The sequence below is a fragment of the Pseudomonas sp. NFIX10 genome (genome assembly GCF_900111955.1).
Taxonomy (GTDB): domain Bacteria; phylum Pseudomonadota; class Gammaproteobacteria; order Pseudomonadales; family Pseudomonadaceae; genus Aquipseudomonas; species Aquipseudomonas fluorescens_AA.
Genome location: NZ_FOKH01000027.1, coordinates 16,846 through 42,807 on the forward strand (window position 1 = coordinate 16,846; position 25,962 = coordinate 42,807).

The 25,962-nt window shown below is 63.8% G+C and carries 25 protein-coding genes; 8 read left to right on the forward strand and 17 right to left on the reverse strand.

The window, feature by feature from the left end:
• Genes BM321_RS21870 through BM321_RS21885 form a run of 4 tightly spaced genes read right to left on the reverse strand, consistent with a single transcriptional unit; the run spans position 1 to position 7,743 of the window.
• The gene (locus BM321_RS21870; protein ID WP_092444740.1) at positions 1 to 4,569 is read right to left on the reverse strand and encodes an alpha-2-macroglobulin family protein; all 4,569 of its coding nucleotides are present in this window, start codon (positions 4,567 to 4,569) and stop codon (positions 1 to 3) included.
• Positions 4,566 to 5,225, reverse strand: a complete 660-nt coding sequence (locus BM321_RS21875; RefSeq protein WP_092444742.1) for a DUF1175 domain-containing protein — start codon at positions 5,223 to 5,225, stop codon at positions 4,566 to 4,568. The genes BM321_RS21870 and BM321_RS21875 overlap by 4 nt, the downstream gene beginning before the upstream one ends.
• Complete coding sequence (locus BM321_RS21880) at positions 5,210 to 6,919, reverse strand: DUF2138 domain-containing protein (protein ID WP_092444744.1); 1,710 nt, start codon at positions 6,917 to 6,919, stop codon at positions 5,210 to 5,212. Before BM321_RS21880 ends, BM321_RS21875 begins: the two co-directional genes overlap by 16 nt.
• Positions 6,920 to 6,954: 35 nt before the next feature.
• On the reverse strand, positions 6,955 to 7,743 hold the full coding sequence (locus tag BM321_RS21885; protein ID WP_092444746.1) for a YfaP family protein: 789 nt from the start codon (positions 7,741 to 7,743) through the stop codon (positions 6,955 to 6,957).
• Between the two features lie 487 nt (positions 7,744 to 8,230).
• On the opposite strand from BM321_RS21885, the gene BM321_RS21895 reads away from it, so the two are divergent.
• The 4 genes from BM321_RS21895 to BM321_RS21910 all read left to right on the forward strand — a co-directional run bounded on the left by BM321_RS21895 (position 8,231) and on the right by BM321_RS21910 (position 13,397).
• On the forward strand, positions 8,231 to 8,473 hold the full coding sequence (locus tag BM321_RS21895; RefSeq protein ID WP_003185917.1) for an exodeoxyribonuclease VII small subunit: 243 nt from the start codon (positions 8,231 to 8,233) through the stop codon (positions 8,471 to 8,473).
• Positions 8,470 to 9,357 carry a (2E,6E)-farnesyl diphosphate synthase gene (ispA, locus tag BM321_RS21900; RefSeq protein ID WP_092444750.1) on the forward strand — a complete coding sequence of 296 codons (888 nt, stop codon included), beginning with the start codon at positions 8,470 to 8,472 and terminating at the stop codon, positions 9,355 to 9,357. Before BM321_RS21895 ends, ispA begins: the two co-directional genes overlap by 4 nt.
• A 115-nt stretch (positions 9,358 to 9,472) precedes the next feature.
• On the forward strand, positions 9,473 to 11,371 hold the full coding sequence (gene dxs / locus BM321_RS21905) for a 1-deoxy-D-xylulose-5-phosphate synthase (RefSeq protein ID WP_092444752.1): 1,899 nt from the start codon (positions 9,473 to 9,475) through the stop codon (positions 11,369 to 11,371).
• A gap of 145 nt (positions 11,372 to 11,516) precedes the next feature.
• Entirely contained in the window at positions 11,517 to 13,397 is a 1,881-nt protein-coding gene (locus BM321_RS21910; protein ID WP_092444754.1) for a TonB-dependent receptor domain-containing protein, read from the forward strand.
• Between the two features lie 114 nt (positions 13,398 to 13,511).
• Here BM321_RS21910 and BM321_RS21915 read toward each other — a convergent pair whose 3' ends face one another.
• From BM321_RS21915 to nrdR, 12 genes are all read right to left on the reverse strand, one after another.
• On the reverse strand, positions 13,512 to 14,297 hold the full coding sequence (locus tag BM321_RS21915) for a cobalamin-binding protein (RefSeq protein WP_092444756.1): 786 nt from the start codon (positions 14,295 to 14,297) through the stop codon (positions 13,512 to 13,514).
• Positions 14,297 to 14,716, reverse strand: a complete 420-nt coding sequence (locus BM321_RS21920) for an MFS transporter (protein WP_092332186.1) — start codon at positions 14,714 to 14,716, stop codon at positions 14,297 to 14,299. The genes BM321_RS21915 and BM321_RS21920 overlap by 1 nt, the downstream gene beginning before the upstream one ends.
• Positions 14,713 to 15,330, reverse strand: coding sequence for a GTP cyclohydrolase II (ribA, locus tag BM321_RS21925; protein WP_092204490.1), 618 nt, complete (start codon positions 15,328 to 15,330; stop codon positions 14,713 to 14,715). The genes BM321_RS21920 and ribA overlap by 4 nt, the downstream gene beginning before the upstream one ends.
• 109 nt (positions 15,331 to 15,439) lie before the next feature.
• Complete coding sequence (locus tag BM321_RS21930; RefSeq protein ID WP_092172798.1) at positions 15,440 to 16,198, reverse strand: substrate-binding periplasmic protein; 759 nt, start codon at positions 16,196 to 16,198, stop codon at positions 15,440 to 15,442.
• 11 nt (positions 16,199 to 16,209) lie between these two features.
• Positions 16,210 to 16,713: a phosphatidylglycerophosphatase A family protein gene (locus tag BM321_RS21935; protein ID WP_053125805.1), complete on the reverse strand. Its 504-nt coding sequence runs from the start codon at positions 16,711 to 16,713 to the stop codon at positions 16,210 to 16,212.
• Positions 16,710 to 17,675, reverse strand: coding sequence for a thiamine-phosphate kinase (gene thiL, locus BM321_RS21940; RefSeq protein ID WP_092444758.1), 966 nt, complete (start codon positions 17,673 to 17,675; stop codon positions 16,710 to 16,712). Before thiL ends, BM321_RS21935 begins: the two co-directional genes overlap by 4 nt.
• A 175-nt stretch (positions 17,676 to 17,850) precedes the next feature.
• Positions 17,851 to 18,351: a transcription antitermination factor NusB gene (gene nusB / locus BM321_RS21945; RefSeq protein WP_003185935.1), complete on the reverse strand. Its 501-nt coding sequence runs from the start codon at positions 18,349 to 18,351 to the stop codon at positions 17,851 to 17,853.
• Complete coding sequence (gene ribE / locus BM321_RS21950) at positions 18,348 to 18,824, reverse strand: 6,7-dimethyl-8-ribityllumazine synthase (protein ID WP_003206025.1); 477 nt, start codon at positions 18,822 to 18,824, stop codon at positions 18,348 to 18,350. Before ribE ends, nusB begins: the two co-directional genes overlap by 4 nt.
• Before the next feature lie 247 nt (positions 18,825 to 19,071).
• Positions 19,072 to 20,163, reverse strand: a complete 1,092-nt coding sequence (gene ribBA / locus BM321_RS21955) for a bifunctional 3,4-dihydroxy-2-butanone-4-phosphate synthase/GTP cyclohydrolase II (protein ID WP_092332197.1) — start codon at positions 20,161 to 20,163, stop codon at positions 19,072 to 19,074.
• Between the two features lie 16 nt (positions 20,164 to 20,179).
• On the reverse strand, positions 20,180 to 20,842 hold the full coding sequence (locus tag BM321_RS21960) for a riboflavin synthase (RefSeq protein ID WP_092204487.1): 663 nt from the start codon (positions 20,840 to 20,842) through the stop codon (positions 20,180 to 20,182).
• Between the two features lie 46 nt (positions 20,843 to 20,888).
• A complete protein-coding gene (gene ribD / locus BM321_RS21965; RefSeq protein WP_092444760.1) occupies positions 20,889 to 22,022 on the reverse strand; it encodes a bifunctional diaminohydroxyphosphoribosylaminopyrimidine deaminase/5-amino-6-(5-phosphoribosylamino)uracil reductase RibD in 1,134 nt (377 codons plus the stop codon).
• Positions 22,019 to 22,483 (reverse strand): transcriptional regulator NrdR, encoded by a 465-nt coding sequence (gene nrdR / locus BM321_RS21970; RefSeq protein WP_013694316.1) that lies wholly within the window; start codon positions 22,481 to 22,483, stop codon positions 22,019 to 22,021. Before nrdR ends, ribD begins: the two co-directional genes overlap by 4 nt.
• 127 nt (positions 22,484 to 22,610) lie before the next feature.
• Here nrdR and BM321_RS21975 point away from each other — a divergent pair, with 127 nt between their 5' ends.
• The 3 genes from BM321_RS21975 (at position 22,611) to trxA (ending at position 24,799) form a co-directional block, all read left to right on the forward strand.
• Positions 22,611 to 23,075, forward strand: a complete 465-nt coding sequence (locus BM321_RS21975; protein ID WP_092204485.1) for a YbaY family lipoprotein — start codon at positions 22,611 to 22,613, stop codon at positions 23,073 to 23,075.
• The gene (locus BM321_RS21980; RefSeq protein WP_092444762.1) at positions 23,072 to 23,728 is read left to right on the forward strand and encodes a class I SAM-dependent methyltransferase; all 657 of its coding nucleotides are present in this window, start codon (positions 23,072 to 23,074) and stop codon (positions 23,726 to 23,728) included. Before BM321_RS21975 ends, BM321_RS21980 begins: the two co-directional genes overlap by 4 nt.
• Positions 23,729 to 23,926: 198 nt before the next feature.
• A complete protein-coding gene (trxA, locus tag BM321_RS21985; protein WP_092172783.1) occupies positions 23,927 to 24,799 on the forward strand; it encodes a thioredoxin in 873 nt (290 codons plus the stop codon).
• Here trxA and BM321_RS21990 read toward each other — a convergent pair.
• On the reverse strand, positions 24,796 to 25,143 hold the full coding sequence (locus BM321_RS21990; protein WP_092444764.1) for a hypothetical protein: 348 nt from the start codon (positions 25,141 to 25,143) through the stop codon (positions 24,796 to 24,798). The genes trxA and BM321_RS21990 overlap by 4 nt on opposite strands.
• Positions 25,144 to 25,263: 120 nt before the next feature.
• Between BM321_RS21990 and BM321_RS21995 the strand changes: the two genes are divergently transcribed.
• Positions 25,264 to 25,851 (forward strand): DUF2796 domain-containing protein, encoded by a 588-nt coding sequence (locus tag BM321_RS21995; protein ID WP_092444766.1) that lies wholly within the window; start codon positions 25,264 to 25,266, stop codon positions 25,849 to 25,851.
• The last annotated feature ends 111 nt before the right edge of the window (positions 25,852 to 25,962 follow it).

Below are 25,962 nucleotides of genomic sequence, written 5' to 3' on the forward strand. Positions count from 1 at the left end.
TCAGTTGACCGTGACCTGACCAAGCGCCGGTTTCTGTTCACGAGCCTGATTCTGCGGCGCGTAGACCTGGGTGAAGCGCACCGGTGGCAAGGTGAACTGGCCCTTCTGGGAGAAACGCACCAAATGCCGCAGGCGCAGCTCGCCACTGAGGGCGTCCAACGGTACCGCGTACGCCATCTGGCCAGGCTCGAAGCGGGCCTTTTCCAGGGACGTCGGTTCGCTGTCGGCCTTGCCCATCAACTGGATGCCCCACGTGGTGCGCTCCACATCGGCGCCCGGCGGCAGCGGCACTTCGAGCATGCCGTAGCGCAGTGGCGTCGAGGCCTTGCTGTTGATGATCACTTCATCCAGATAGAGGCTGTCGCTGGACAACGGTTTGTTGCCCACGGCTTCGAGCTTGAAGGTGAAGGCCTCGTCCCCCGGCACCAGGCGCGACAGGCGCCGGGTGATGGACACCGCCATTGGCGCTACCGGCGGTTGCTGGCTCTGGAAGCTCAGTGCCGCTTGCAATGGGCGCTCCTGGGCACCGGTCAGGGTCAGTGTCGTTGGAAGCTGCGCGCCCTGCCACTGCCAGTAGGTTTCACCGGTCGCGCCCTGCTTGGCGGCCCAGCCTTCGCCCGGTGCCAAGGCCACGGCCGGCGCTGCCTGTTCGATGCTGCGCTGCAACCAGGTCAGGGCCAGGGCCCGTTCCAGGGTGGACTGCTGCGGCAACACGCGCTCCAGCAGCGCGGTGGCGCGGGCCTGGTCGAAGCTCTGCAACGACAGCACCAGGGCCTCGACGAACGGCTGGGAGCTGAGTTCCAGTTGCTGTTGCGCCGCATCGGCTTGACGACTGAAGGCCGCCGGCAACGGCACCTTGGCCTGTTTCGCCAGGGACGCGGTCAGGACACGGGCACTGGCCAAGCCAAGGGCCGAGTCCGGCGCGTACATGACCAGGCTGTCTTCACCGCTGTCCAGCACGCTCTCGGTGCTGTCTTCACTGGCCTTCGCCAGATCGTCCATCAGGCCGCTGAGCAAGGTGTTCACCGGCAGTTGCATCTGCTTGGCGAACGACAGGATCAACGCCCGTTGCAGCAGCGGCGTATCACCGGCCTGCTTGGCATAGACCTCCAGCACCCGCTGCCAGTGTTCCGGCGGCAGGCTCAGGGCCAGGGCCTGGCTGGCGTGCCAGTCGGCGTAATAGGCATAGGCGGTGAGGAAGGCATCCGGCTCACCGTCCTGGCCCCACCAGGTGAAGCTCGCCGACGGTCCGGCCATCTGCACCAGGCGCAAGCGGCTGTTTTGCATGATCAACCGCAAGCGGTCACGGATCTGCGGGTTCGACGCCAGGGTCGGATAGGCGATGCTCAACGGCAACAGACGGCTGGCGGTCTGCTCGACGCCTCCGTACGGGTAGCTCAGCAGGTCGTCCAGGGCCGAACGGAACAACGCTTGCGGGCTGTCATCCAGGCGCAGGCGAATATCGCTGGCGTCGGCCGGCAGGGTCAGCGGGGTGTCGGCGCCCGCCACGTCAACGCGCTGGCTCTGGGTGACTTGCCAGCCGTTGCCACTGGCGTTCAGGTGCATGGCCAGGGCGTCCTGGGTTTCGCCGTTCAACTGCAACTGCACGCTCAAGTCGCCACTGCTCAGTTCCATGGCCGGCAGCGCCACGTAGTTGATGCCGTTTTTCAGCTCCGCCGCCACACGCTGTTCAGCGCCGGCGTAGCGGATCAGCAGTTCGGCCTTCAGCGGTTTTTCCGCTTGGCTGAACGCGAACAGGCCCAGTTGCGGCTTGTCGCCCGTGCGGAAACGGGTCGGGCCGCTCCACTTCAGGTACAGCGGTTTTTCCGAGGCGATGAACTGCTTCTTCTGCCCCACCTGGCCGTCGTCCGCGATCGCCTTGGCCGTGATGCGCCAGCGGGTCAGGGAGTCCGGCATCTTGAAGGTGAAGCGGGCCTTGCCGTTGGCGTCGGTGACCAGCTCCGGCTGCCACGCGGCGGTGTCGACGTCTTCACGCCGCGGCCGCTCCAGCACCTTGACCCCGCGTTCGCTGCGGTTGGCCTTGCCCGGCGCGCCGGGGCTGCCTGGCAGCGCCACGTCGTAGCTGATGAACGACAGGCTGGCACTGGTGCGCACATTGTTGCGACGCGGGTGATAGAAGAACTGATCGATGGTCGGCGCGACTTCCGGTTGCAGGGCGTAGACCATTTCGTCCACCACGCTGACCGTCAGGTGCGCCGGGATCGCCTTGCCGGCGAACTGGGTGCTCAGGTCCACGGTCACCGTGTCGCCAGGGCGGTAAGTCGCCTTGTCGGTGACGACGGCAACGTCGATCTGCGGCGTGACCACCTTGATGCCGGCGTTCTGGAAGCTGTACTGGCCGCCCTTGGTGTACAGCACCGAGAAGGTCAGGTTCGGCGCGAAGGCGTCCTTCACCGGAATGCGCGCGCGGTATTGGGTGTCGCTGAGTTTTTCCATCTTCAGCCAGTCGCCGCCCTTGGACAGCAGCGCCGTGGCCTCGACCTTGTCCCGCTCCAGCGACAGCAACGCATCGCTGACCGGCTCCGGGAAGGTGATCAGCGCCAGCGCTTCGTCACCGGTCTTGTATTCAGGTTTGTCGAAAACGATCTCGACCGTGCCCGGCACGGCCTTGATGCCTTCACCGGTCACCGCATGGGCGGCGGCGCCGATGACCCGGCCATGGTCGTCCTTGAGCGTCAGGTTGTAGGTACCCGGACGTTCGAAGGTCAGGCTGAAGCCCTTGTCCTTGGCCGCCAGCTTACCTTCGCCGGTGCTCTGGTCTTCCAGGCGCACCCAGGCGTAGCTGCCGGGTGTCACGGCCTTGGCTTGCTCGTTGCCGCCTTCGTTGGCGTAGCTGAACGCCACTTTCTGGCCGACGGCGCTGAACCGCTGGGGAGCACTCAGGCGGAAGTTCGCCGCGCCACGGTCGATGAGGATTTCCTTGGTGGTCTTGACCCGATACGCCGCCCCATCGCTGGCGAACACGGTGAGGGTGTAGCGGCTCGGCTTGTCGGCGGCCGGCAGGTCGAGGGTCGCGTTGCCCTTGCCATCGGTGGTTACTTCGCTGCTGGTCAGTTCCACCGGGAATTGCCCCAGGTATTGCAGCTCGTTATCCACCATCGACAGTTGCTGGGCCCGCAGGCTCAGGCTCACCTTGGCATTCACCACGGGCTTGCCGTCCGGGTACAGCAGCACCAGATTGCCCTTGACCGGCTCGCCGGTACGGTAATCCTGCTTGGCCAGGTTCAGGGCGATCTCGAAGTGCGGCTTGATGTATTCGGCCACGCGGAAGGCGCTGCTGTAGAGCTGGTCCTTGTAGCTGAAGCGCAGTTCATAGCCGCCGGCCACGGCGTTTTCCGGCAGTTGGAAACGGCCTTGGGTGCCGGCCTTGGAGTCCAGCTTCAGGGCCAGGGTTTGCAGCGCGGTGCCGGTGGCGTCCAGCACGCTGACATTCACGTCGGCGGCGGTCGGTTGTACCGAATCACGGGCGTTCTTGAACTCACGGCCAACGATTTTCAGCGACACCCAATCCCCCGGCCGGTACAGCGGTCGGTCGGTGAAGGCATAGAGCTTGGTGTCATAGATTTCGCTGTCGTAGTAGAAGTTTTCCGAGACGAATACCCCGCCCTCCTCGTCTTCACCAATGACGAACGAACGTTCCGGGCTGACGTGCTTGAGGCGCAGCAGGCCGTCTTCATCGGTGGCACCGCTGCTCATCACGCCCAGGCCGTCGGTCCACAGCACATTGACCTTGGGCACCGAACGCCCTTCATGCTTGCGTGCGGCCCAGACCAGCAATTCGTCGCCGGCAATCTTGCTCACGGCCACGGTGTTGGAGACGAAGACCATGGTGGTCGCGCGGTATTTGCCGATCAGCGCTTCCACCAGGTACAGGCCCGGCTTCAACTGGCCCAGCGGCACATAGACGTTGCCCGGCGCGACGCTGACGAACTCACTGGAGGAACCGGCCAGGTTGACCCCGGCTGGCGGCTGGATCGGCTTGGCCTGCCACAGTGGATAACGGAACTGGCTGACCACCGGCAAGCCCGGGATCAAGGCGAATTGTGCCGGCGCTTCATACGGCGTCGGCGCGACCAGGGCGTCGCCAATCTTCAATTCCGGCACTTCTTCGGTGACTTGCTGGCGGGACTCGTAGGAGAACGCCCGCTGCATCACCCGACGGGACTTGCGGTACCAGTTGTCCCACAGGTACGCGAGGGTGTTCGACAGGCCTTCGCCCTTGAACTGGCCGTCGCTGACCACGCGGTGCAGGTTCTTCTGGCGCTTGAGGAAGTCCAGCGGCTTGTCGATGCGATAGACGCGGATGTCGGCGCCGCCGTAGGGCTCCATGCGGAACCGACGGTAGTCGCGGCCCGGCGCTTCGAGGCGAACCATGGCCTGTTCGTCGCTGGCGAAGCTGCTGTCGGCCAGCAGGAAGAAACTTTCACCGGCCACCGGCGTGTAGCCGCTGGGCTCCACCGTGTCTTCGGCATTCACGACAGGTGCCAGCAACAAGGCGAACAGCAGGGGCAATTTTGAACACAAGCGCAGCATGCGGGCACCGGTCATTGGGAGAGAAAGTTGAGTCGATAGACGCCGATGAAGTTGGGGTTGGCTGCGTCGGGTATCCATCGGGTGTCCTTCCAGTTCATGAGTTGTTGCAGGCTTGCGGAGCGCATGCCGTTGTCGGTAGGGGTTGTGGTGCCGGTGTGATAGGCGATGTAGCGGCCCATCCAGATCATCAGGTGCTGGTCGTCGCCCTGGTCGAAGAACATCAGGTCGCCGGGCCGGGCCTGGGCGACATCGCGGCCCACCAGGCGACTGTTGAACTGGATCAGCTTGATGGCGTTGACGTAGGGCCCGACCTTGCCGCCGCCCTGCTGCCATTGCTGGGCGAGGCGCCGTTGTGCATCGCTGAGCGGCAGTTCCGGCGGCAGGTAGCGATTGGACAGGCCATTGCTGCGCAGCCATTTTTCATCGTGGACCTTGAGCGCTTCGTTGGCGGCAAAGCGCACCAGCCCGGCGCAATCCTGCTGGTACCAGCGCGGGCTCGGGCCTCTGCTCAGCTGTTCCTGGGCAATGCGCACGAACCAGGCGCGAAAGACCTGGGATTGCTGCACATCCAGCGCCGGCGCCTCGACGGCAAGCGCCGGCCCGCCGAGCAGCAACGCCAGCAGCAACGTCAACGCGGGGTTGCGGATCCGTGCTGTCACAGCGCTTTCCATTCCAGCGGCAGCCATTGCCAGTGACCATCCGGTTCGCTGCCCGCAGGCAAGGTCAGCGCGTATTTGCCATAGCCGCCGAGGGTGCGCAGTTTCGGGATCAGGTAGGTTTGCGCGGCGTTGTAGAACACCGGTTCCATGTCCTGGGGCAAGCTGTCGAGGGTTTCACGCTGCATCAGTTGCGCCATGGAATCCGGGCCGAAGTAGACCGGCATCAGCAGGTCCTTGGGCACGACGTCGGCCATGGGCGGGAAGCGTTTGTCGAGGGTGCCGAGGGCCTTGTCCACGAGTTTGTCATCGAGGGAGAACAGCAAGGTCGAACCGTGGCGTGCCAGGCTGACCCGCAGGAACGCCTTGCCGGTAATCGCCTCGGGCTGCTCCGCTTCCTTGGCCAGGTAAGGGCCGAAACTGGAGCTGACCTGACGCAGCCACTGGTGCGTCGAGCCTTGTTGTTTCTCGACGACCGGGAAGGCATGTTCGGCGACATTGTTTTCATAGGCACCGACCATCGAACCGAACAGGTTGCCCAGGTCGGCATCGAGCTTGCCATCGTCTTCATTCAGGCTCGCCACCAACAGTGGCGTGTACAGGCGCGAATCGGCGTACCAGCACAGGCCTGCGGCGCCGGCCACATGGTCGACCATGGCCTGGGCGGCTTTTTCGTCGGCGCCGAGTTTGACCAGCAACGGTTTCTGTTGCTCGGCGGCCAGGGGCAAGGCCACGCAGGCGCTGGCGCCCATGGGCATGGCTTGCCAGATCGGCTTGAAGTCGAAGTCCGGCTGGTTTTCCAGCTCGTCCATGGCCAGGAAGCTGTGCCAGCCCTTGTCGTCCATGTCGAAACGCAAACCGGCGAAGTTCGGGATGAAACGCTGGTAGCCCATGGCGAGCACGCTGGCGTTGACCGAGATGCGTTGCTTGACCTCCGGCGCCTTGGGCGGCAGGCCGAAGGCTTCGGGGAACAGTTTGTCGCCGTTGAGCAAGGCGGCCAGGGCGGTCGTCGACACGCTGCCCGGTTCAACCGCGGAGCCGCTGGCCGGGTCGTACAACTTGGTCGGGTTGGACAACACCACCAGCTTGTCGCCATGGGAGGCGAAGAGCAGGGATTTACTGGCGTTGTAGCTGAGCTGGTAGAGCGCAACGTCGTCACCGCCGACCTTCAGGTCGCTGAGCTTGCTCAGTTGCGCGTCATCCAGTGCGACTTTCGCCAACGGCTCCAGCACCTTCGCCAGGCCGCCGCGATCCATCACCAGCAGGAAATCCTTGAGGCGACCGTCCGCACCGCGCCACAACGCGACATCGGCCGGCTGGTCGAAAAGTTCTTCGATCAGGCTGTCCTGGAGCTTGAGGTCATGCTCGTAGATGATTCGGCGCAGGCTGCCGATCAGCCCGAGGCGGTCGGCGTGGGCCTCGTAATAGAAGACGAAGTCCTCGGTGAGCGTGGCCTTGAGGAACGGCACCGCCAGCAGGTCCTTGGGCAACTGGCTCAGGGAATGCGCCTCGAGCAAGCCGTCGGGGCGGCTCAGGCCGAGTTTTTCCAACGCCAACTCCATGGGCGGCGCCTTGGGCTTGGTCATGAACCAGCCCAACCCGGCGGCCACACCCGCTACCAGGCACAGCCCGATCAGTATCGCCGGCCAGCGGCGCACAGGTTTGGCGACAGGGGTCGGCGTGGTCGGGGAAGCAGTGTTGTCGCTCATATTCACAAGGGCCTGTTCATCCGTGGAGCGGATACTTAGTAGTTGAAAGTCTTGACCAGCAACAGATCGCCAATGGCGCGCAGGGGTACGACAAAGGTCTCGCGTTTTTCATTGACGGTGTTTTCGTTGAGCACCAGGTTGATCTGCGAGGTGATCACCTCGTTCTGGTTGCTGGCCTCATCAAAGTTGTAGCCTTCGCTGCCGTAGTTGCCCCAATAGTTCACGTAGACCAGGTAGGTGCCGTGCATCGGCGCGGTCATGGTGAACATTTCAGGGCCGGGGCCGTCGACGCCATCCGGGTCGAGACCGCCGCCGTTGCTCAGCGCCGGCTGGCCGAAGAACGCATGTTGGCCGTCGGGTGTGACGATATGCAGATCGAGTTCGGCCTTGGGATCGTCCCAGCCCAGCACCACGCGGATCTGTGCCGGGGTGCGCAGGTTGTTGGCTTCATAGAATTGCACGCGCTTGAGGGAGCGGCCCTCGGAGCTGCGCACCTCGACGCTGTTGGAACCGGCGCCGAACGCATACGGCCGGGCGAACCGGCCCTCGTCGTCGGTATAGAGATTCAGTGGATTGCCGTTGACCGCCAGGCTATGGGGCTGGCGAGCCGTGCCCATGTCCTTGATCCGGCCCTCGATCATCGTGCGGTTGCGCTGCACGCCCCGGTCGATGGGCGGGGTGGGATAAGCGACCTGGGGGTTTTCCGTGCGATCGAGCAGGCCACTGTAGCGCCAGCCCCCGACCGGTTCCGACAGCTCGGCCGAAGGCTCTGCCCACGCCAACGGCGCACCGAGCAACACGATCAATAAAGAAAGAAAACGCACGTATGCCTCCTGCCATGCACGACGCAACCCGGCGCCCTTCCCCGGGCGCTGTTTGTCATTATTCGGGTTTCGTCTGGAGGCCCCGCTACAAGGGGCCGTAGATGGCGCGAAGAGTAGCTATTCGGCGGATTTTCCACAATCGGGGAACACTCGATTCTGTGTGGGAAATCACGTACTGAGAGGTGCGTGAGCCGAATAGAGCCGCTATTCGGCTCACCAAATGAGCCGAATACGAAAACTGACGTTTATTTCGGAGGCAAACCCGTGGCGAGGGCGCTTGCTCCCGCTGGGCTGCGAAGCGGCCCCAACCTGCCGGGGTTGAACCGGATTGCGACTGCTGCGCAGTCGAGCGGGAGCAAGCTCCCTCGCCACAAAAGCAGGTCGGTGCACGCCCGTTGTCCCGCTTCGATCCCCCTGCCCTGATTTGCCCCAAAACCCCATGTCTGCTAGTGTCGCGCCGGTTTAACAGTCAACCGGAATAGCCGCCATGGCCCGCAAAAAAGCTGCACTGGATTTCGAACAATCTCTGGCCGACCTGCAAACGCTGGTGGAACGGCTGGAGAACGGCGAATTGTCGCTGGAAGACTCGCTGACCGCCTTCGAGCAGGGTATCGGCTTGACTCGCGACTGCCAGGCGGCGCTGGCCCAGGCCGAGCAGAAGGTGCAATTGCTGCTCGAGCGCGATGGTGAGCTGACCGAAGAGCCTTTCGACGCGGAACAACCTGAATGATCGGTGCCTATCAGGCCAGCAGCCAGGCCCGGGTCAATGCTGCACTGGATACGTTGTTCAGCGCCCCGAGCCCGGAACTGGCGCGCCTGTACGAAGCCATGCGCTACAGCGTGATGAACGGCGGCAAGCGTGTGCGGCCGCTGTTGGCCTATGCCGCGTGCGAAGCCTTGGGCGGCCAGGCTGAACAGGCCAACGGCGCGGCCTGCGCGGTGGAGCTGATCCACGCGTATTCGCTGGTGCACGACGACTTGCCAGCCATGGACGATGATGACCTGCGCCGCGGCCAGCCGACCACCCACAAGCAATTCGACGAAGCCTGCGCGATCCTGGCCGGCGACGGTTTGCAGAGCCTGGCGTTCAGCGCCCTGCTGGACCCGGCCCTGAGCGACTGCCCGGCGCAGATTCGCCTGGAGATGGTCAGCGCCCTGGCGTTGGCGGCGGGCCCCGCCGGAATGGTCGGCGGCCAGGCCATCGACTTGGGTTCGGTGGGCCTGAAGCTGGACCAGAACGCCCTGGAATACATGCACCGGCACAAGACCGGCGCGCTGATCGAGGCGAGCGTGCGCCTCGGCGCGCTGGCCAGCGGTCGGTCCACCCCCGAGCAGTTGCAAGCCTTGCAGACCTACGCCCGGGCCATCGGCCTGGCGTTCCAGGTGCAGGACGACATCCTCGACGTGGAAAGCGATACCCAGACCCTCGGCAAACGCCAGGGCGCCGATATCGCCCGGGACAAGCCGACCTACCCGGCCTTGCTCGGCCTCGATGCGGCCAAGGACTACGCCCTGGAGTTGCGCGACCAGGCCTTGGCCGCGCTGCGACCCTTTGACGCGGCGGCCGAGCCGTTGCGCGACTTGGCGCGATATATCGTCGAACGACGCAGCTGATACAGGGTCAACCCATTCATAAGTGCGTATCGGCCAAGTTCCGGCCTACGCGTGGGCAGCTTGCGATGCATAAGGTAAACTGCCGCCTCTTTCTATACCTATAACGATTCGCCTGATGCCCACGACGTTTCAAGAGATTCCCCGCAAGCGCCCGACCACGCCCCTGCTGGACCGCGCCAACACGCCGGACGGCCTGCGTCGCCTGGGTGAAGCCGAGCTGGAAACCCTGGCCGATGAGTTGCGCCTGGAACTGCTCTACACAGTCGGCCAGACCGGTGGGCACTTCGGTGCCGGCCTGGGCGTCATCGAGCTGACGATCGCGCTGCACTACGTGTTCGACACCCCAGACGACCGGCTGGTGTGGGACGTCGGACACCAGGCCTACCCGCACAAGATCCTCACCGGTCGTCGCGAGCGCATGGGCACGCTGCGCCAGAAGGACGGCATCGCCGCCTTCCCACGTCGCTCCGAGAGTGAGTACGACACCTTTGGCGTCGGCCATTCCAGCACCTCCATCAGCGCCGCCCTGGGCATGGCGATTGCCGCCCGCCTGCAAAACAGCGAGCGCAAGGCCATTGCCGTGATCGGCGACGGCGCACTGACCGCGGGCATGGCTTTCGAGGCGCTGAACCATGCGCCGGAAGTCAACGCCAACATGCTGGTGATCCTCAACGACAACGACATGTCGATCTCGCGCAATGTCGGCGGGTTGTCCAACTACCTGGCGAAGATCCTCTCCAGCCGCACCTACGCCAGCATGCGCGAAGGCAGCAAGAAGGTGTTGTCGCGCCTGCCCGGTGCCTGGGAAATCGCCCGCCGCACCGAAGAATACGCCAAGGGCATGCTGGTGCCCGGCACGCTGTTCGAAGAACTGGGCTGGAACTACATCGGCCCCATCGACGGCCACGACCTGCCCACCCTGATCGCCACCCTGCGCAACATGCGCGACCTCAAGGGCCCGCAGTTCCTGCACGTGGTCACCAAGAAAGGCAAAGGCTTCGCCCCGGCGGAAGTCGACCCGATCGGCTACCACGCCATCACTAAGCTCGAACCCCTGGACGCCCCGGCCGCCGCGCCGAAAAAGCCCAGTGGACCGAAGTATTCCAGTGTCTTCGGCCAATGGCTGTGCGACATGGCCGCCGCCGATCCACGCTTGGTGGGCATTACCCCGGCGATGAAGGAAGGCTCGGACCTGGTGGCGTTCAGCGAACGCTACCCGCAACGCTATTTCGACGTGGCGATTGCCGAGCAGCACGCCGTGACCCTCGCCGCCGGCATGGCCTGCGAAGGCGCCAAGCCGGTGGTGGCGATCTATTCGACCTTCCTGCAACGGGCCTACGACCAGTTGATCCATGACGTGGCGGTGCAGAACCTCGACGTGCTGTTCGCCATCGACCGCGCCGGCCTGGTGGGCGAAGACGGCCCGACCCACGCCGGCAGCTTCGACCTGTCGTTCCTGCGCTGCATCCCCGGCATGCTGGTGATGACCCCGAGCGATGAAAACGAGCTGCGCAAGATGCTCACCACCGGCCACCTGTTCAATGGCCCGGCGGCGGTGCGCTACCCTCGTGGCACCGGCCCGAACGCGACCCTCTCGACCGATCTCGAACCCATTGAAATCGGCAAGGGCGTGATCCGCCGCCAGGGCAAGCAAACCGCCCTGCTGGTATTCGGCGTGCAACTGGCCGAGGCCTTGAAAGTCGCCGACACCTTGGACGCTACCGTGGTGGACATGCGTTTCGTCAAACCCCTGGACGAAGCCCTGGTGCGCGAGATGGCCGGCAGCCATGACCTGCTGGTGACCATCGAGGAAAACGCCATCATGGGCGGTGCCGGCGCGGCGGTCAGCGAGTTCCTGGCCCGGGAAAACATCCTCAAGTCGGTGCTGCACCTGGGCCTGCCGGACAGTTACGTTGAACACGCCAAGCCGGCGCAGATGCTCGCCGAATGCGGGCTGGACGAAGCGGGGATCGAAGCGGCGGTGCGTCAGCGGTTGCAGCTGTTGGGCCTGTAAGTTCAGCCAACACAAACTCCCTGTGGGAGCGAGCTTGCTCGCGATAGCGGTGTGTCAGCAATGAATGACTTGACTGATCCTCCGCCATCGCGAGCAAGCTCGCTCCCACAGGGGTTTGTGCAGATCAGAAATGTCCGGAACACCCATGAAACTGCGCCTCGCCCTCACACTTTCCCTACTGCCAACCCCGGAACTGCTGGCCGACGCCTTCGAACGCGACCAGGCCTTGAAGCTGCCCGACATCGTGATCAGCGCCAACCGCCAAGTCGAGGCCCGCAACGACAGCAGTGCCGCCAACACCGTGTTCACCCGCGACGACATCGAGCGCTTGCAACCGGCCAGTGTCACGGACTTGCTCAGCCGCGTGCCGGGGGTGCAAGTGGCGCCGCTGGGTGGGCGCGGCAGCCTGCCGGGGATTTACATTCGCGGGACCAAATCGGCCCAGAGCCTGGTGCTGGTGGACGGCCAGCGCATCGGCAACGCCACCTCCGGCGACAGCAACCTGCAACGCCTGAACATCAACCAGATCGAGCGCGTGGAAGTGCTGCGCGGTTCGCGTTCGGTGATCTACGGCGCCGACGCGGTGGGCGGGGTGATCCAGATTTTCACCCGTCGCGGCAACACCCAGGGCCTGCAACCGCGCCTGCATATGGGGGTCGGCAGCCACCAGACCTGGGAGCGCAGCCTAGGCCTGTCCGGCGGCGACGAGCAGACCCGTTTCAACCTCGGCGCCAGCCTCGACGACAGCGCTGGTAGCAACCGGACCCACGAGTCCTACGCCAGCGACCGCGACGAAGATGCCAACCGCAATCAGTCCTTCAGCCTGAGCCTGAGCCATGCAGCCAGCGATGACCTGGAAGTTGGCCTGAACCTGCTGGATAACCGCGGCAAAAGCGAATACGACAACCCATTCGGCCGCTTCGACCCGAACACTTTCGAGTCCCTGCCCCAGCAACCCTACAGCGAGTTCGCGGTGAGCAGCTTCAGCACCTATGTGGACGGGCGCATCAACGACACCTGGAAATCCCGCCTGGAACTGGGCCACAGCGAGAACCGCGAAAAAACCTTCGACAAGCTCAGCGATGTCCGCGAAGTCTTCAACACCTACCGCGATTCGGTGACCTGGCAGAACGATGTGACGCTGGACGAGCGCAACAGCCTGATCGTCGGCGGCGATTGGTATCAGGACCGGGTCAACAGCAGCACGCCGTTCGACGAAGACAGCCGCTGGAACCGTGCAGCGTTCATCCAGCACCGCTTCCAGGCCGAAACGTTCTCGACTGAACTGGGCCTGCGTCGCGACCAGAATCAACAGTTTGGCGGCCAGAACAGTTGGAGCGGCACCCTCACCGTGCCGGTCAATCCGCACAACGACCTGTTGCTGACCTACAGCGAGAGCTTCCGCGCACCGACCTTCAACGACCTGTACTACCCGGACTTCAGCAACCCCGACCTGAAGCCCGAGACGGCCAAGAGCTACGAGCTGCAATGGCGCAGCCAACTGAGCGACAGCGCCCGCCTGGAAACCTCGCTGTACCGCACCGACCTGGAAGACGCGATCATTTTTGGCCGCGACTCACGCCCGCAGAACGTCGCCTCGGCGCGGATCAACGGCTTTGAAATGGCCTATCTGCAGGATGTCTTCGGCTGGCAGGGCAATCTGGCCCTGGCCATCATCGACCCGCGCGACCGTGACAGCGGTCACACCCTGGCCCGCCGCGCCCGACGGACCTTGAGCCTGGACCTGGACCGGCAATTCGACCGCCTCGGCCTGGGCGTCACCTGGCAAGCGGTGAGCGGCAGCTACGACGATGAAGACAACCGCAACGCCCTGGGCGGCTATGCCCTGCTCGGGTTGCGCGGCAGTTGGGCGCTGACCCGGGAGGTGAAGCTGGAGATGAAGGTGGATAACCTGCTGGACAAGGGCTACAGCCGGGCGCTGTATAGCCATGATGGGGGGCAGTATGGGTATCGGGAGGAAGGTCGGGCGTGGTTGTTTGGGGTGACCTGGACCCCGGAATTCTGATCAAGGATCTGTGGTGTCTGGGCTGGCCTCATCGCGAGCAAGCTTCGCTCCCACAGTTAACCTGTGGTGAATCCCTGTGGGAGCGAGCTTGCTCGCGATTGCAGGCGCCGCGGTCTATCGGTCTGGCGCAATCAGCTCACATAGCCGCGCCGTCGCCTCGATCATCTGCCCACTGGGCCGTTCCAGGCCTTTGTCATTGACCAACAACAACCGCCCCTGCGCCACCGGCCAGGTTTTCCAGGCATCGAGCTGCGTCTGTTCCGTGGCCAGGATGACGTGCGGATTACGTTGCAGCACCGCTTCCACACTCACCTGCGGCGCTGGCACGCTCAGGTCGGCAAAAACGTTGTGGGCACCGCACACGCTCAGCGCATCACTGATGATCTGCCCACCACCAACGGTGTACAGCGGCCGATCCCAGACCTGGTAGAACACTGGCAACGGCGGGTCCCGTCGATAGCGCTGGCGTAGCGCCTCGAGACGCACGCGCAGCTGCGCCGCCCGTTGCACGCCCCGCTCCGGGCGGCCGAGCTGCTGGGCGATGGCTTCGATTTGCGTGATGAGTTGGTCGAGGCTGCGGGGCTCGGCGACATGGATGGGGATGCCCAGGCCCTTGAGCTGCTCGCGCTGGGCCGGGCCGACACTGCCAGGCCAGAGCAGGAGCAGATCGGGCTTGAGGCTGAGCAAGCGCTCCATGTCCAGTTGCCCGTACCGGCCTACCGAGGGCACTTCCCTGAGCGCCGGCGGGCGATCCCCGCCATCCAGCACGCCCACCAACAGGTCGGCGGAGCCCAGTTCAACGACGATTTCCGACAGCGACGGCGCCAGGCTGACGACCCGCGAGGCGGCCATCGTCGAGGCACTGACGGCCAGCAGCAAGACCGCCAGCCAGCGGCTCATCAGCCGAGTTGACGCGGGATGCGGTACAGGTAGAACAACACGGCGGTCGACAAGGCCAGCAGCATCAACGGCACGGCTTCCAGGCCCACGAACACCGCCAGGGCGCCGATCCAGGCCGGCAGCCCGGCCACCAGGAAGGCGGCGCGACGACGGGCCGCCAGGTCGATCCAGGCCTGGGGCTCTTCGGGTGTGTCGAGGGCTTTCTGGGTAGCGACCAGGGCCTGTTTATACGGCCCGAAGAATCGCAGGCTGACAAACATCGACGCCAGGCCGGCAATGAACAACGGCATCGCCAGCACCGGCAGAATCGCTTCGCCCTGGCCGAACACCGCATTGATCACGAACAGTGGCAGCAAGGCCAGGGCCAGGTATTTCCACCAACTGATCGACAGCCGCCGCCGAACCTGACCGCGCGTCACGCCCGGTCAACCTCGCCTTGGTGCTCGTTGCCCATCATGTGGTCGAGCTTGCTGGCCTTGGTTGCCAGGTAGAGTTTGTTGTGGGGATTGTGACCGGTGTGCAGCGGCACACGCTCGGCCACCACGATGCCCATATCGGTCAACGCCTTGACCTTGCGTGGGTTGTTGGTCATCAAGCGCAGCGACTTCACGCCCAGATGCTCCAGCATCGGCAGGCAGATGCTGTAGTCACGCAGGTCGGCGGCAAAGCCCAGGCGTTCGTTGGCTTCCACGGTATCGGCGCCGCCATCTTGCAGTTCATAGGCGCGGATCTTGTTCAACAGGCCAATGCCACGGCCTTCCTGGCGCAGGTACAGCAACACGCCACGGCCTTCGCGGGCGATGGCCTGCAGCGCGGCCTCGAGTTGCGAGCCGCAATCGCAGCGCTGGCTGAACAGGGCATCGCCGGTCAGGCATTCGGAATGCAGGCGGCCCAGCACCGCAGATCCGTCGGCGAAATCACCCAGGCTGAGCACGACATGCTCGCGGCCGGTGGCTTCATCGAGAAAACCATGCATGGTGAATTGCGCAAAGGGCGTTGGCAGCTTGGAAGCGGCAACAAAAACGACAGGCACCGGTGTGCTCCTGATCTAGTACTGGAGTTTCGCAGAGGCGGGCATTGTAACAGCACGTCCCGACCGACGCTTAGGCTGAATTGTCGGCCATAACCATCGAAAAGTTTGATTACGGCTTCGGTGGCTTGCCATTCTCGTCGAAAGGATAAGGTTGCTTCCAATGTTCGAAAATCGGCTTGAGCTGGCCGGTTTTCACCAGCACTTCCATCCGCCGGTCGAACAGCTCGCTCAATGCTCGTCCATTGGCGTTGTTGGCAAAGCCCAGGTAGAGGGGCAAGTTGATCAGGGGCGAGCGTTTGAACTGCTTCGGGTTATCGGCCTTGGCGAGCACTTCTTCGATTTCCATCGACGCATCGATGTAAAAATCCGCTCGCTCATGGATCAGCATCGGCAAGATACCCACCGCCCGGTGGATCTCATTGAAACGCCGGATGTTGGGCAGGTAGTTGTTGTATTCGTACCCGCGCATCCATACCAGCCGATAGTTGCCAATCGTCGCCAGGGTGGGCGTCGGCTTGGAGGCCAACCCCAAGGCATAGATGTGATCGACGTCGTAGTGCCACTTCGGGTAAAGCACGCCTTCGGATTCATCCCGATAGGCGCCGACCTGCACGTCGACCTCGCCGCGCTGCACCAGCCCGATCGACCGGGTGTAGGGCACGCTGCGGATTTCCAGCTTGACGCCTTCAGGTTCGAACACCGCGCGCAAGATGTCCCAGCCCATGCCCTGGCCATCGGCCTGGGTGTAATCGGCCCACTCCTCGCTGGCCGCGCGGACCTTGTCAGGCAGCGGTGCCGACTCGGCCACCCTCACACCCGCACAGGCTCCCAGACACAGCAACAGCAGTAGTGCGCGGCTTACGCCCATGCCTGGCTCCTTCAGGTGAAACACCACACCAATCCTTGCATTGCCAGCCAGGCGAAAACCCCGGCCAATACATCGTCGAGCATGATCCCGACACCTCCGTGCACATGTCGGTCGATCCAGCGGATCGGCCACGGCTTGAGGATATCGAAGAAACGGAACACCAGAAATCCCGTCAGCAACCAATACCAGCCTTCCGGCACCAGCCACAAGGTGATCCACATGCCGACCATTTCGTCCCAGACGATGCCTTCATGGTCGTGCACCCGCAGGTCGTCCGCCACCTTGCCACACAGCCAGAAGCCAAACAGCATGGTGATGCCGAGCATCAACCAGTAGCCCCAGTCCGGCAACATCTGCCACAACGGAATGAAAGGTAGCGCAACCAGCGAGCCCCAAGTGCCCGGCGCTTTAGGTAAAGTGCCCGAACCAAAGCCAAATGCCAGGAAATGCCAGGGATTGCGCCAGACCGAAGGCGGAACGAACTCTGCCGGGACCTGGTTGGGATGATCTGTCACGGTGTCTCCCGAAAATGTTGATAGCCCCGTACATGCGGGGTGATGTCATGCCCGTCGCTGTCGACCAGCGTGACGCCTTGCCCGGCCAGCACGCTGCCGATCACATGGATCGGCCAGCCTTCGGCCTGCAACGCCGACAATCGGCTCGGCGGCAGGGCGAACAGCAGCACGTAATCGTCACCGCCACTCAGGGCGGCCTGCGCGGCATCGGCCGCGCCAAGAAACGCTACCAGAGCGTTGGACAGCGGCAGTCGGTCCCGTTCGACCTGCAAGGCTACCCCGGACGCCAGGGCGATATGCCCGCAATCGGCCAGCAGGCCATCGGAAATATCCATCGCCGCGCTGGCCTTTGCGCGCAACGCCAGGCCCAAGTCGATCTGCGGTCGGGGCGACCAATAATGAGCCAGCAGTGGCTCGGCAATCCCGGGCTCGGCGCGACGCTGGCCGAGCACCAATGGCAAGGCGCCGGCGGCATTGCCCAGTTCGCCGCCGACACACAGCAGGTCGCCGGGCTGCGCGCCGCTGCGGGTCAGGGCCTGGCCGGACGGCACGTGGCCGAACACGGTCATGGTCAGGCTCAACGGCCCACGCGTGGTGTCCCCTCCCACCAGCGCCACGCCACAGGCCTGGGCCATCTGGTTCAAACCGCGGGCATAGGCTTGCAGCCAATCGGCGGTCACCGTCGGCAAGGTCAGGGCCAGGGTAAAGGCCAAGGGCTTGGCGCCCATGGCAGCCAGGTCGCTGACCGCCACGGCCAGCGAGCGCTGGCCGAGCAGGAATGGGTCGCAAGGGTCTGGAAAATGCACACCGGCCACGAGCGTGTCGGTGGAGACCGCCAGCTGTTCTCCGGGAGGAGCTGCCAGCAAGGCGCAGTCGTCGCCGATCCCCAGCGCAACGCCCTCGCCGCCCTGCGCGCAAGGCGCGGCGGCGAAGTAGTTACGGATCAGCTCAAACTCACCCATTAAGTGTCCTGTCTCACCAATGCTGTTCATATTTTGTCGGCGTCTATTGGCGCCATACCGCGTTGCCGCTCCTCGCCATAGCGGGCTATGACTCGTCGCGGCGCCTTGTCTGGCACCAACAGCCACTCGACAAAAAATGAACGCATTGGCAAGACAGGACACGTTCAAGCGCCAATCAGCGCTTGAACGCCTTCACTTCAGCTTCACGCAGGCGCGGGGCGAGCTTGTCGAGCACACCGTTGACGAACTTGTGGCCATCGGTGGAGCCGAAGACTTTCGCCAGTTCGATCCCTTCGTTGATCACCACGCGGTACGGCACGTCGACGCGCTTGAGCAGTTCCCAGGTGGACAGGCGCAGAACCGCCAGCTCAACCGGATCCAGCTCTTCGATGGTCAGGTCCAGGCAAGGCGTGAGGGCGGTGTCGATTTCGGTCTTGAACTGCGGGACCCCGTGCAGGATCTCGCGGAAATAAGCACCGTCGACATCACTGAAATCGTTATCGACCCGGAACTGCGCTTCGATCTCGTTCAGCGATTGCTTGGCCATGTGCCATTGATACAGCGCCTGGGTCGCGAGCTGACGGGCTTCGCGACGCTTGACGCTTTTCGATGGCTTGCCGGCGTCCGCAGGCTTTGGATCGCGCGGGTTGAAACGATCGCTTTCGTCGCTAATCACTTGGCCTCCAACTGCGCCAGCAGGCTGACCATTTCCAGGGCGGACAGGGCAGCTTCGGCACCTTTGTTACCGGCCTTGGTGCCGGAACGTTCGATGGCTTGTTCGATGGAATCAACGGTCAGCACGCCAAAAGCGACCGGCACGCCGAACTCCATGGACACCTGGGCCAGGCCCTTGGTGCATTCGCCAGCCACGTATTCGAAGTGCGGCGTACCACCACGAATGACCGCGCCCAGGGCGATGATCGCCGCATATTCGCCCTTTTGAGCGACTTTCTGCGCAACCAGCGGAATTTCGAAGGCGCCAGGGGCACGGATGATGGTGATGTCGCTTTCGCTCACGCCATGGCGAACCAGGGCATCGACCGCACCGCCAACCAGGCTCTCGACCACGAAACTGTTGAAACGGCCCACTACCAGAGCGTAGCGGCCTTTAGGGGCGATGAAGGTACCTTCGATGGTCTTCAGGGTCATTCGTCAGATCTCTTAAAGAGCCAGAGCGCGTTCTATACGCGCTCCTTCAGTGATATTAGCCACGAATTACAGCACTCGCAGATCCCGCATTGCCGCTCACTTGCGCTTCTTTGTGGCGAGGGGATTTATCCCCGCTGGGCTGCGAAGCGGCCCCTTTTTTGGGACTGCTGCGCAGTCCAGCGGGGATAAATCCCCTCGCCACAATAATCTAACAAGCCTGAACAATAATGCCGGAATCCGCAGGCCATTATTCGGAGGGCACGTATTCTACAACTTCCAGATCGAAACCGGATATCGCATTAAATTTCATCGGTGCGCTCATCAGGCGCATTTTACGCACGCCCAGGTCACGAAGGATCTGCGAACCGGCACCGACGATGCTGTAGGTGGTCGGTTTTTTCACTGCAGTTTGATCCGCGGTTTCGCGAATGTGCGCCAGCAGCACGTCGCCATCGAGCGGGTGGCCGAGCAGCAACACCACGCCGCTGCCAGCCTCGGCCACCGCGGCCATGGCGGCCCGCAGGCTCCAGCGGCCGGGTTGCTTGACCATCAGCAAATCGCGCAGCGGGTCCATGTTGTGCACGCGCACCAGGGTCGGCTCTTCGGCGCATACGGTGCCCAGAGTCAGCGCCATGTGCACGTCGCCTTCCACCGAGTCGCGGTAGGTCACCAGGTTGAACTGGCCCAGTTCGCTGTCCAGCGGCTGCTCGGCAATCCGCTGAACGGTACGTTCGTGGATCATCCGGTAGTGGATCAGGTCGGCGATGGTGCCGATCTTGATGTTGTGTTCGGCGGCGAAGGCTTCCAGTTCCGCGCGACGGGACATGGTGCCGTCGTCGTTCATCACTTCGCAGATCACGCCGCTGGGTTCGAAGCCGGCCATGCGCGCCAGGTCGCATGCCGCTTCGGTGTGGCCGGCGCGGGCCAGGGTGCCACCGGCCTGGGCCATCAGCGGGAAGATGTGGCCGGGGCTGACGATGTCTTCGGCCTTGGCGTCCCGGGCGGCGGCAGCCTGTACGGTGCGCGCGCGATCAGCGGCGGAGATCCCGGTGGTCACGCCTTCGGCGGCCTCGATGGACACGGTGAACTTGGTGCCGAAGCCCGAACCGTTGCGTGGCGCCATCAGCGGCAGCTTGAGCAGTTCGCAGCGCTCGCGGGTCATCGGCATGCAGATCAGGCCACGGGCGTGCTTGGCCATGAAGTTGATGTGTTCGGCCTTGCAGCACTCGGCGGCCATGATCAGGTCGCCTTCGTTCTCGCGGTCTTCGTCATCCATGAGGATGACCATCTTGCCTTGGCGGATGTCTTCTACCAGTTCTTCGATGCTATTGAGCGCCACACGGCACCCCCTTGGGTCAGGATTTGAGGTAGCCGTTGGCGGCCAGAAAACTTTCGGTGATGTTACCCGCAGCAGGCTCTGCGGCCTTGTCACCCAACAGCAGGCGCTCCAGGTAACGGGCCAGCAAGTCGACTTCCAGGTTGACCCGGCGACCTGGCCGGTACGAAGCCATGATGGTCTCGCTCAACGTGTGGGGAATGATCGTCAGCAGGAATTCGGCGCCATCCACCGCGTTGACCGTCAGGCTGGTGCCGTCGACGGTGATCGAGCCTTTATGGGCGATGTACTTGGCCAGTTCCTTCGGGGCGCGGATGCGAAACTCCACGGCCCGGGCATTATCCGTGCGCGAGACCACTTCACCGACGCCGTCCACGTGGCCGCTGACCAAGTGCCCGCCCAGGCGAGTGGTGGGGGTCAGGGCTTTTTCCAGGTTGACCGGGCTGCCGCTCTTGAGGTCGTTCATGGCCGTGCAGTCGAGGGTTTCGCGGCTGACGTCCGCCAGGAAGCCATTGCCTGGCAGCTCAACGGCGGTCAGGCACACGCCGTTGACCGCGATGCTGTCGCCCAGCTTGACGTCGCTCAGGTCGAGCTTGCCGGTTTCGACATGGACCCGCACATCGCCGCCCTTGGGGGTGAGTGCACGGATGCTGCCGATGGATTCGATGATGCCGGTAAACATGGAGTCCTCCTCGAGAACGGGCCGCCGCGTGAGCGAAAGCCGGGAATTATACGCTGGCCGGTGGAACGGGAACGGCGATGACTCGCCAGTCATCGCCCACGGCGCGGATTTCGGTGATTTTCAGCTGGGGAGCGTCCTTCATCTGCGCCAGCGGCCAGTCCAGCAGTGGGCGCGCCGAAGAACCGAGGAACTTGCCGGCGATGAAGATCTGGAACTCGTCCACCAGCCCCAGTCGGGCGAAAGCCCCCGCCAGGCGCGGACCGGCTTCCACCAGCACTTCATTGACATCCCGGGCAGCCAGCGCCACCAGCAGCCGACGCAGATCGACCTGGCCGTCATCGCCCGCCACGATCATGCATTCGGGACCGTTGGCGTACTGTTCTTCCACCGCCATGCAGGTAGCGACCAGCGCCGGGCCGGCCTTGAAAAACACCGCATCCAGGGGCACCCGCAGGCGTCCGTCCACCAGTACCCGCAGCGGCGGACGGCTCATGACCAACGCCGTCTGCTCGGCATCCAGCCCCAGTTCATCGGCGCGCACGGTCAGCCGGGCGTTGTCCGCCAGCACCGTATCGGCACCGGTCAGCACCACACTGGCCTGGGCGCGCAAGCGTTGGACCGACGAACGTGCGGCCGGGCCGGTGATCCACTGGCTTTCGCCGCTTTCCATGGCCGTGCGGCCGTCCAGGCTCATGGCCAGCTTGACCCGCACGTACGGCAAGCCGTGCTCCATGCGCTTGAGGAACCCCTGGTTGAGCAGGCGCGCCTCGCCTTCCAGCACGCCACTTTCGGTAGCGATGCCGGCCTGGGCCAGGCGTTGCAGGCCGCGCCCGGCGACTGCCGGGTTAGGGTCCTGCATCGCTGCCACCACCCGCGCCACGCCGGCACTGACCAGCGCATCGGCACAAGGCGGGGTACGCCCGTGATGACTGCAAGGCTCGAGGGTCACGTAGGCCGTGGCGCCCCGGGCTTTGTCCCCGGCGGCGCGCAGGGCATGGACTTCGGCATGGGGCTCGCCAGCGCGGATGTGCCAGCCTTCGCCGACAATCTGCCCGTCACGCACGATCACGCAACCGACCCGGGGGTTGGGGTGGGTGGTGTAGTGACCGCGCCGCGCCAACTCCAAGGCACGAGCCATGTAGTGGGCGTCGAGGACGGCCTGCTGCGCCGGGACGGTCATTCTTTCACCGGTTCGCGGGCCAGGCGGTCGATTTCTTCACGGAACTCGTTCAGGTCCTGGAAGCGCCGGTATACCGAGGCGAAACGGATGTAGGCGACTTCGTCGAGCTTCTGCAGCTCGGCCATCACCAGCTCTCCGACCACCAGGGACTTGACCTCGCGCTCGCCGGTGGCCCGCAGCTTGTGCTTGATGTGCACCAGCGCCGCTTCCAGACGCTCGACGCTCACCGGGCGCTTTTCCAGGGCGCGCTGCATGCCGGCGCGCAGTTTTTCTTCGTCGAACGGCTGGCGGCTGCCGTCGGTTTTGATCAGGCGCGGCAACACCAGTTCAGCGGTCTCGAACGTCGTGAAACGCTCGCCGCAAGCCAGGCATTCGCGGCGGCGGCGGACTTGTTCGCCCTCGGCGACCAGTCGCGAGTCGATGACTTTGGTGTCGTTGGCACCGCAGAAGGGACAGTGCATGGTGGCAGGCAACAAAAAAAGGGAGGGCCATGGTAGCGCATCCCACTGGCAAGACAAGCCATAGGGTTTACGGTATACAGACGGGCCTACCGTCAGATCCATGGAATTCACCTTGCTGGAGCCACACATGCCGCTACGATCGCTCGTTTTGCTCAGTTTTTTCAGCCTGCTGATGGCGTGCAGCAGCGATGCCCCCAAGCCCGCCGCTCCCGCTCCGGCCCCCGCACCGAAACAGGCCCAGGAAAAGGCCCGCCAGGCGGCCGAGCTGGGGCCATTGCCGGCGTACCAGCGTGAAATCAGCGGCACCTTGCAAGGCGTTCCGGCCGGGGCCGAGGTCGAATTGGCGCTACTGGTGATCGACGACAAGGACCGTCCACAACAATTGCTCGCCAGTTCCAGCCTGATCGGCACCAACCAGGCCCTGCCCTTCCGTTTGCGCTTCAACCCGGAAGCCTTCCCGGTAGGCGCCCGCGTGGAACTGCGTGGCCGCGCCAGCCAGTCCGGCCAGTTGATCCTGCACTTGCCGGAACAACGCATCAGCCAACCGACCACCCAGGCATTGGGCACCCTGCAATTCGTCAAAGCGCCATGAGTGCACCGCAAGACCTGCAGCGGGCGTTGAGTGAATTGCTTGGCGACGCGCGTCTGGTGGCTTGTCCGCTACCCGGCGCTGACTTGACGTTGTGGCTGATCGACGGCGACAACATGGACCGTGCCTTCAGCCCGGAAGAAACCCGGCGCATCCTCCACGAGCCGCCCTATTGGAGCTTCTGCTGGGCCAGCGGCCTGGCGATGGCCCGCCACCTCGCCGAGCAGCCGCAGTGGGTCGAAGGCAAGCGGGTGCTGGATTTTGGTGCCGGTTCCGGCGTGGCGGGCATTGCGGCGGTCAAGGCCGGAGCCCTGGAGGTGGTGGCCTGCGACCTCGACCCGCTGGCGATCGCGGCGTGCCAGGCCAATGCCGCGCTCAATGACGTGGAGCTGGGTTATTCGACGGACTTTTTCGCCGAAGCCGATCGTTTCGACCTGATCCTGGTCGCCGATGTGCTCTACGACCGAGCCAACCTGCCGCTGCTCGACCAGTTCCTCAGCCGTGGTCGCGAGGCATTGGTGGCCGATTCCCGGGTGCGGGATTTCCAGCATCCGCTGTACCGGCGCATCGAAATGCTCCAGGCCATGACCCTGCCGGACCTGGCCGAGCCTGAAGAGTTTCGGCATGTGAGCCTGTATCACGCGCGGCGCGCCTGAAAAGCTTCGCGAGCAAGCCCGCTCCCACAGGGGATCTAGAGTGAACGCGAATGTTGTATCCACTGAAGATCAACTGTGGGAGCGGGCTTGCCCGCGAAGGCGTCCTGTCAGGCACCACAGGGCGAAAGGCCACCCCGCTTTCAGCCACCCCCACCAAGCCGTATAGTTGCCCCATTCAAGCGCTCTACGAGATTGCCCATGACTCAGGAAACGCCCTACATCTTCGACGCTACCACCGCCGATTTCGACCAATCGGTGATCGCGAACTCCTTCCACAAACCGGTGCTGGTGGATTTCTGGGCCGAGTGGTGTGCGCCGTGCAAGGCTCTGATGCCAATGCTGCAAACCATTGCCGAGAGCTATCAAGGCGAATTGCTGCTGGCCAAGGTCAACTGCGACATCGAGCAGGACATTGTCGCCCGCTTCGGCATTCGCAGCCTGCCGACGGTGGTGTTGTTCAAGGACGGTCAGCCCGTCGACGGCTTTGCCGGTGCCCAGCCGGAATCGGCGGTACGCACGATGCTCGAACCCCATGTGCAGATGCCACCGCCGGCCGCCGCCGACCCGTTCGAACAGGCCCAGGCGCTGTTCGACGACGGTCGTTTCGCCGACGCCGAAGCCGTGCTCACGGTGTTGCTGGGTGAAGACAACACCAACGCCAAGGCGCTGATCCTGTATGCCCGCTGCCTGACCGAGCGCGGCGAGCTGGACGAAGCGCAGACCGTGCTCGACGCGGTGAAAAGCGATGAGCACAAGGCCGCCCTCGCCGGTGCCAAGGCGCAGATCCAGTTCCTCGGCCTGGCCAAGCACCTGCCGGACGCCGCCGACCTCAAGGCGCGCCTGGCGAAAGACCCGCAAGACGATGAAGCGGTGTACCAACTGGCGATCCAGCAACTGGCGCGCCAACAGTACGAAGCGGCCCTCGATGCGCTGCTCAAGCTGTTCGTGCGTAACCGCGGCTACAGCGAAGGCCTGCCCCACAAGACCTTGTTGCAGGTATTCGAACTGCTGGGCAACGACCATCCGCTGGTGACGACCTATCGCCGCAAGTTGTTCGCCGCGTTGTATTAAGCCCCACTCCAGCTATAGAGCGGCGTATCGCCGCCGCTCAACACCTTGACCTCAGCGCAGTGGCGCAAGCGCACCAACAGGCGCTTGCCCGCCGAGGCGCTGCCGGTCAGGCCTTCGAGCTGTTCCAGCAGGTCCGGACCGCTCAGTTGGCCGGCCTTGCGCAGCAGTTCCTTGGCGATCTGCCATTGGGCATCGTCCTGGTTCGTCGGTTTGGCCGCCGGTGCCGCCGTGCCTTCGGATTTGGCCACTTGCAACTGCGCGCCGAGCTGCGCCCAGTCGCCATCATCCATTTCGATCGTCAAGTCCACCGGCCATTCGCCGACGGTTCCGCGTATCCTCAACATTACCGTGCTCCTGAATATTTCATGTACGCATGCTCCCATGGCCCTTGCGCGACGCCAAGCAGACGGTCAAACTCTCCGCACTTTCGTTATAAGATTACATAACCTTTTCGGAGACTCGTCATGCGTCGTCTGCTTCTCGCCCTGCCGTTCGCCCTGTTGCCCTTGGCTGTCGCTCATGCGGCGGTGGAGCATGACCACGATCATGATCACGAACATGGCAGCCTCGGCGCCCATGAACACGGCGTTGCTCGGCTGAACGCTGCCCTGGATGGCCAGACCCTGGAGCTGGAGCTGGAAAGCCCGGCGATGAACCTGGTGGGCTTCGAACACGCCGCCACCAGCGATGCCGACAAGGCCAAGGTCGCCGCGGTACGGGCGCAGTTGGACAAGCCGCTGGCGTTGTTCAACCTGCCGGCCGCCGCCAAGTGCACCGTGGCCCAACAGGAACTGGAAAGCCCGTTGTTCGGCGATGAACCGGACCACGAAGACCATGACGAAGACGCCGATGGCGACCAACACCACGAGCACAGTGAGATCCATGCCCACTACCAGTTCACCTGCGCCGCCGCTGGTGCATTGAAGAACCTGGACCTGGCGACACTGTTCAAAACCTTCCCGGCCACCCAGAAAATTCAGGTACAACTGATCAGCCCGAGTGGCCAACAAGGCGTGGAAGTGACGGCCAAGGCGCCAACCCTGAAATTCTGATTCACTGCCAACCCCAATGTGGGAGCGAGCTTGCTCGCGATGAGGTCGGCACATCCAATACAGATGGAGCCTGACACACCGCCATCGCGAGCAAGCTCGCTCCCACAGGGG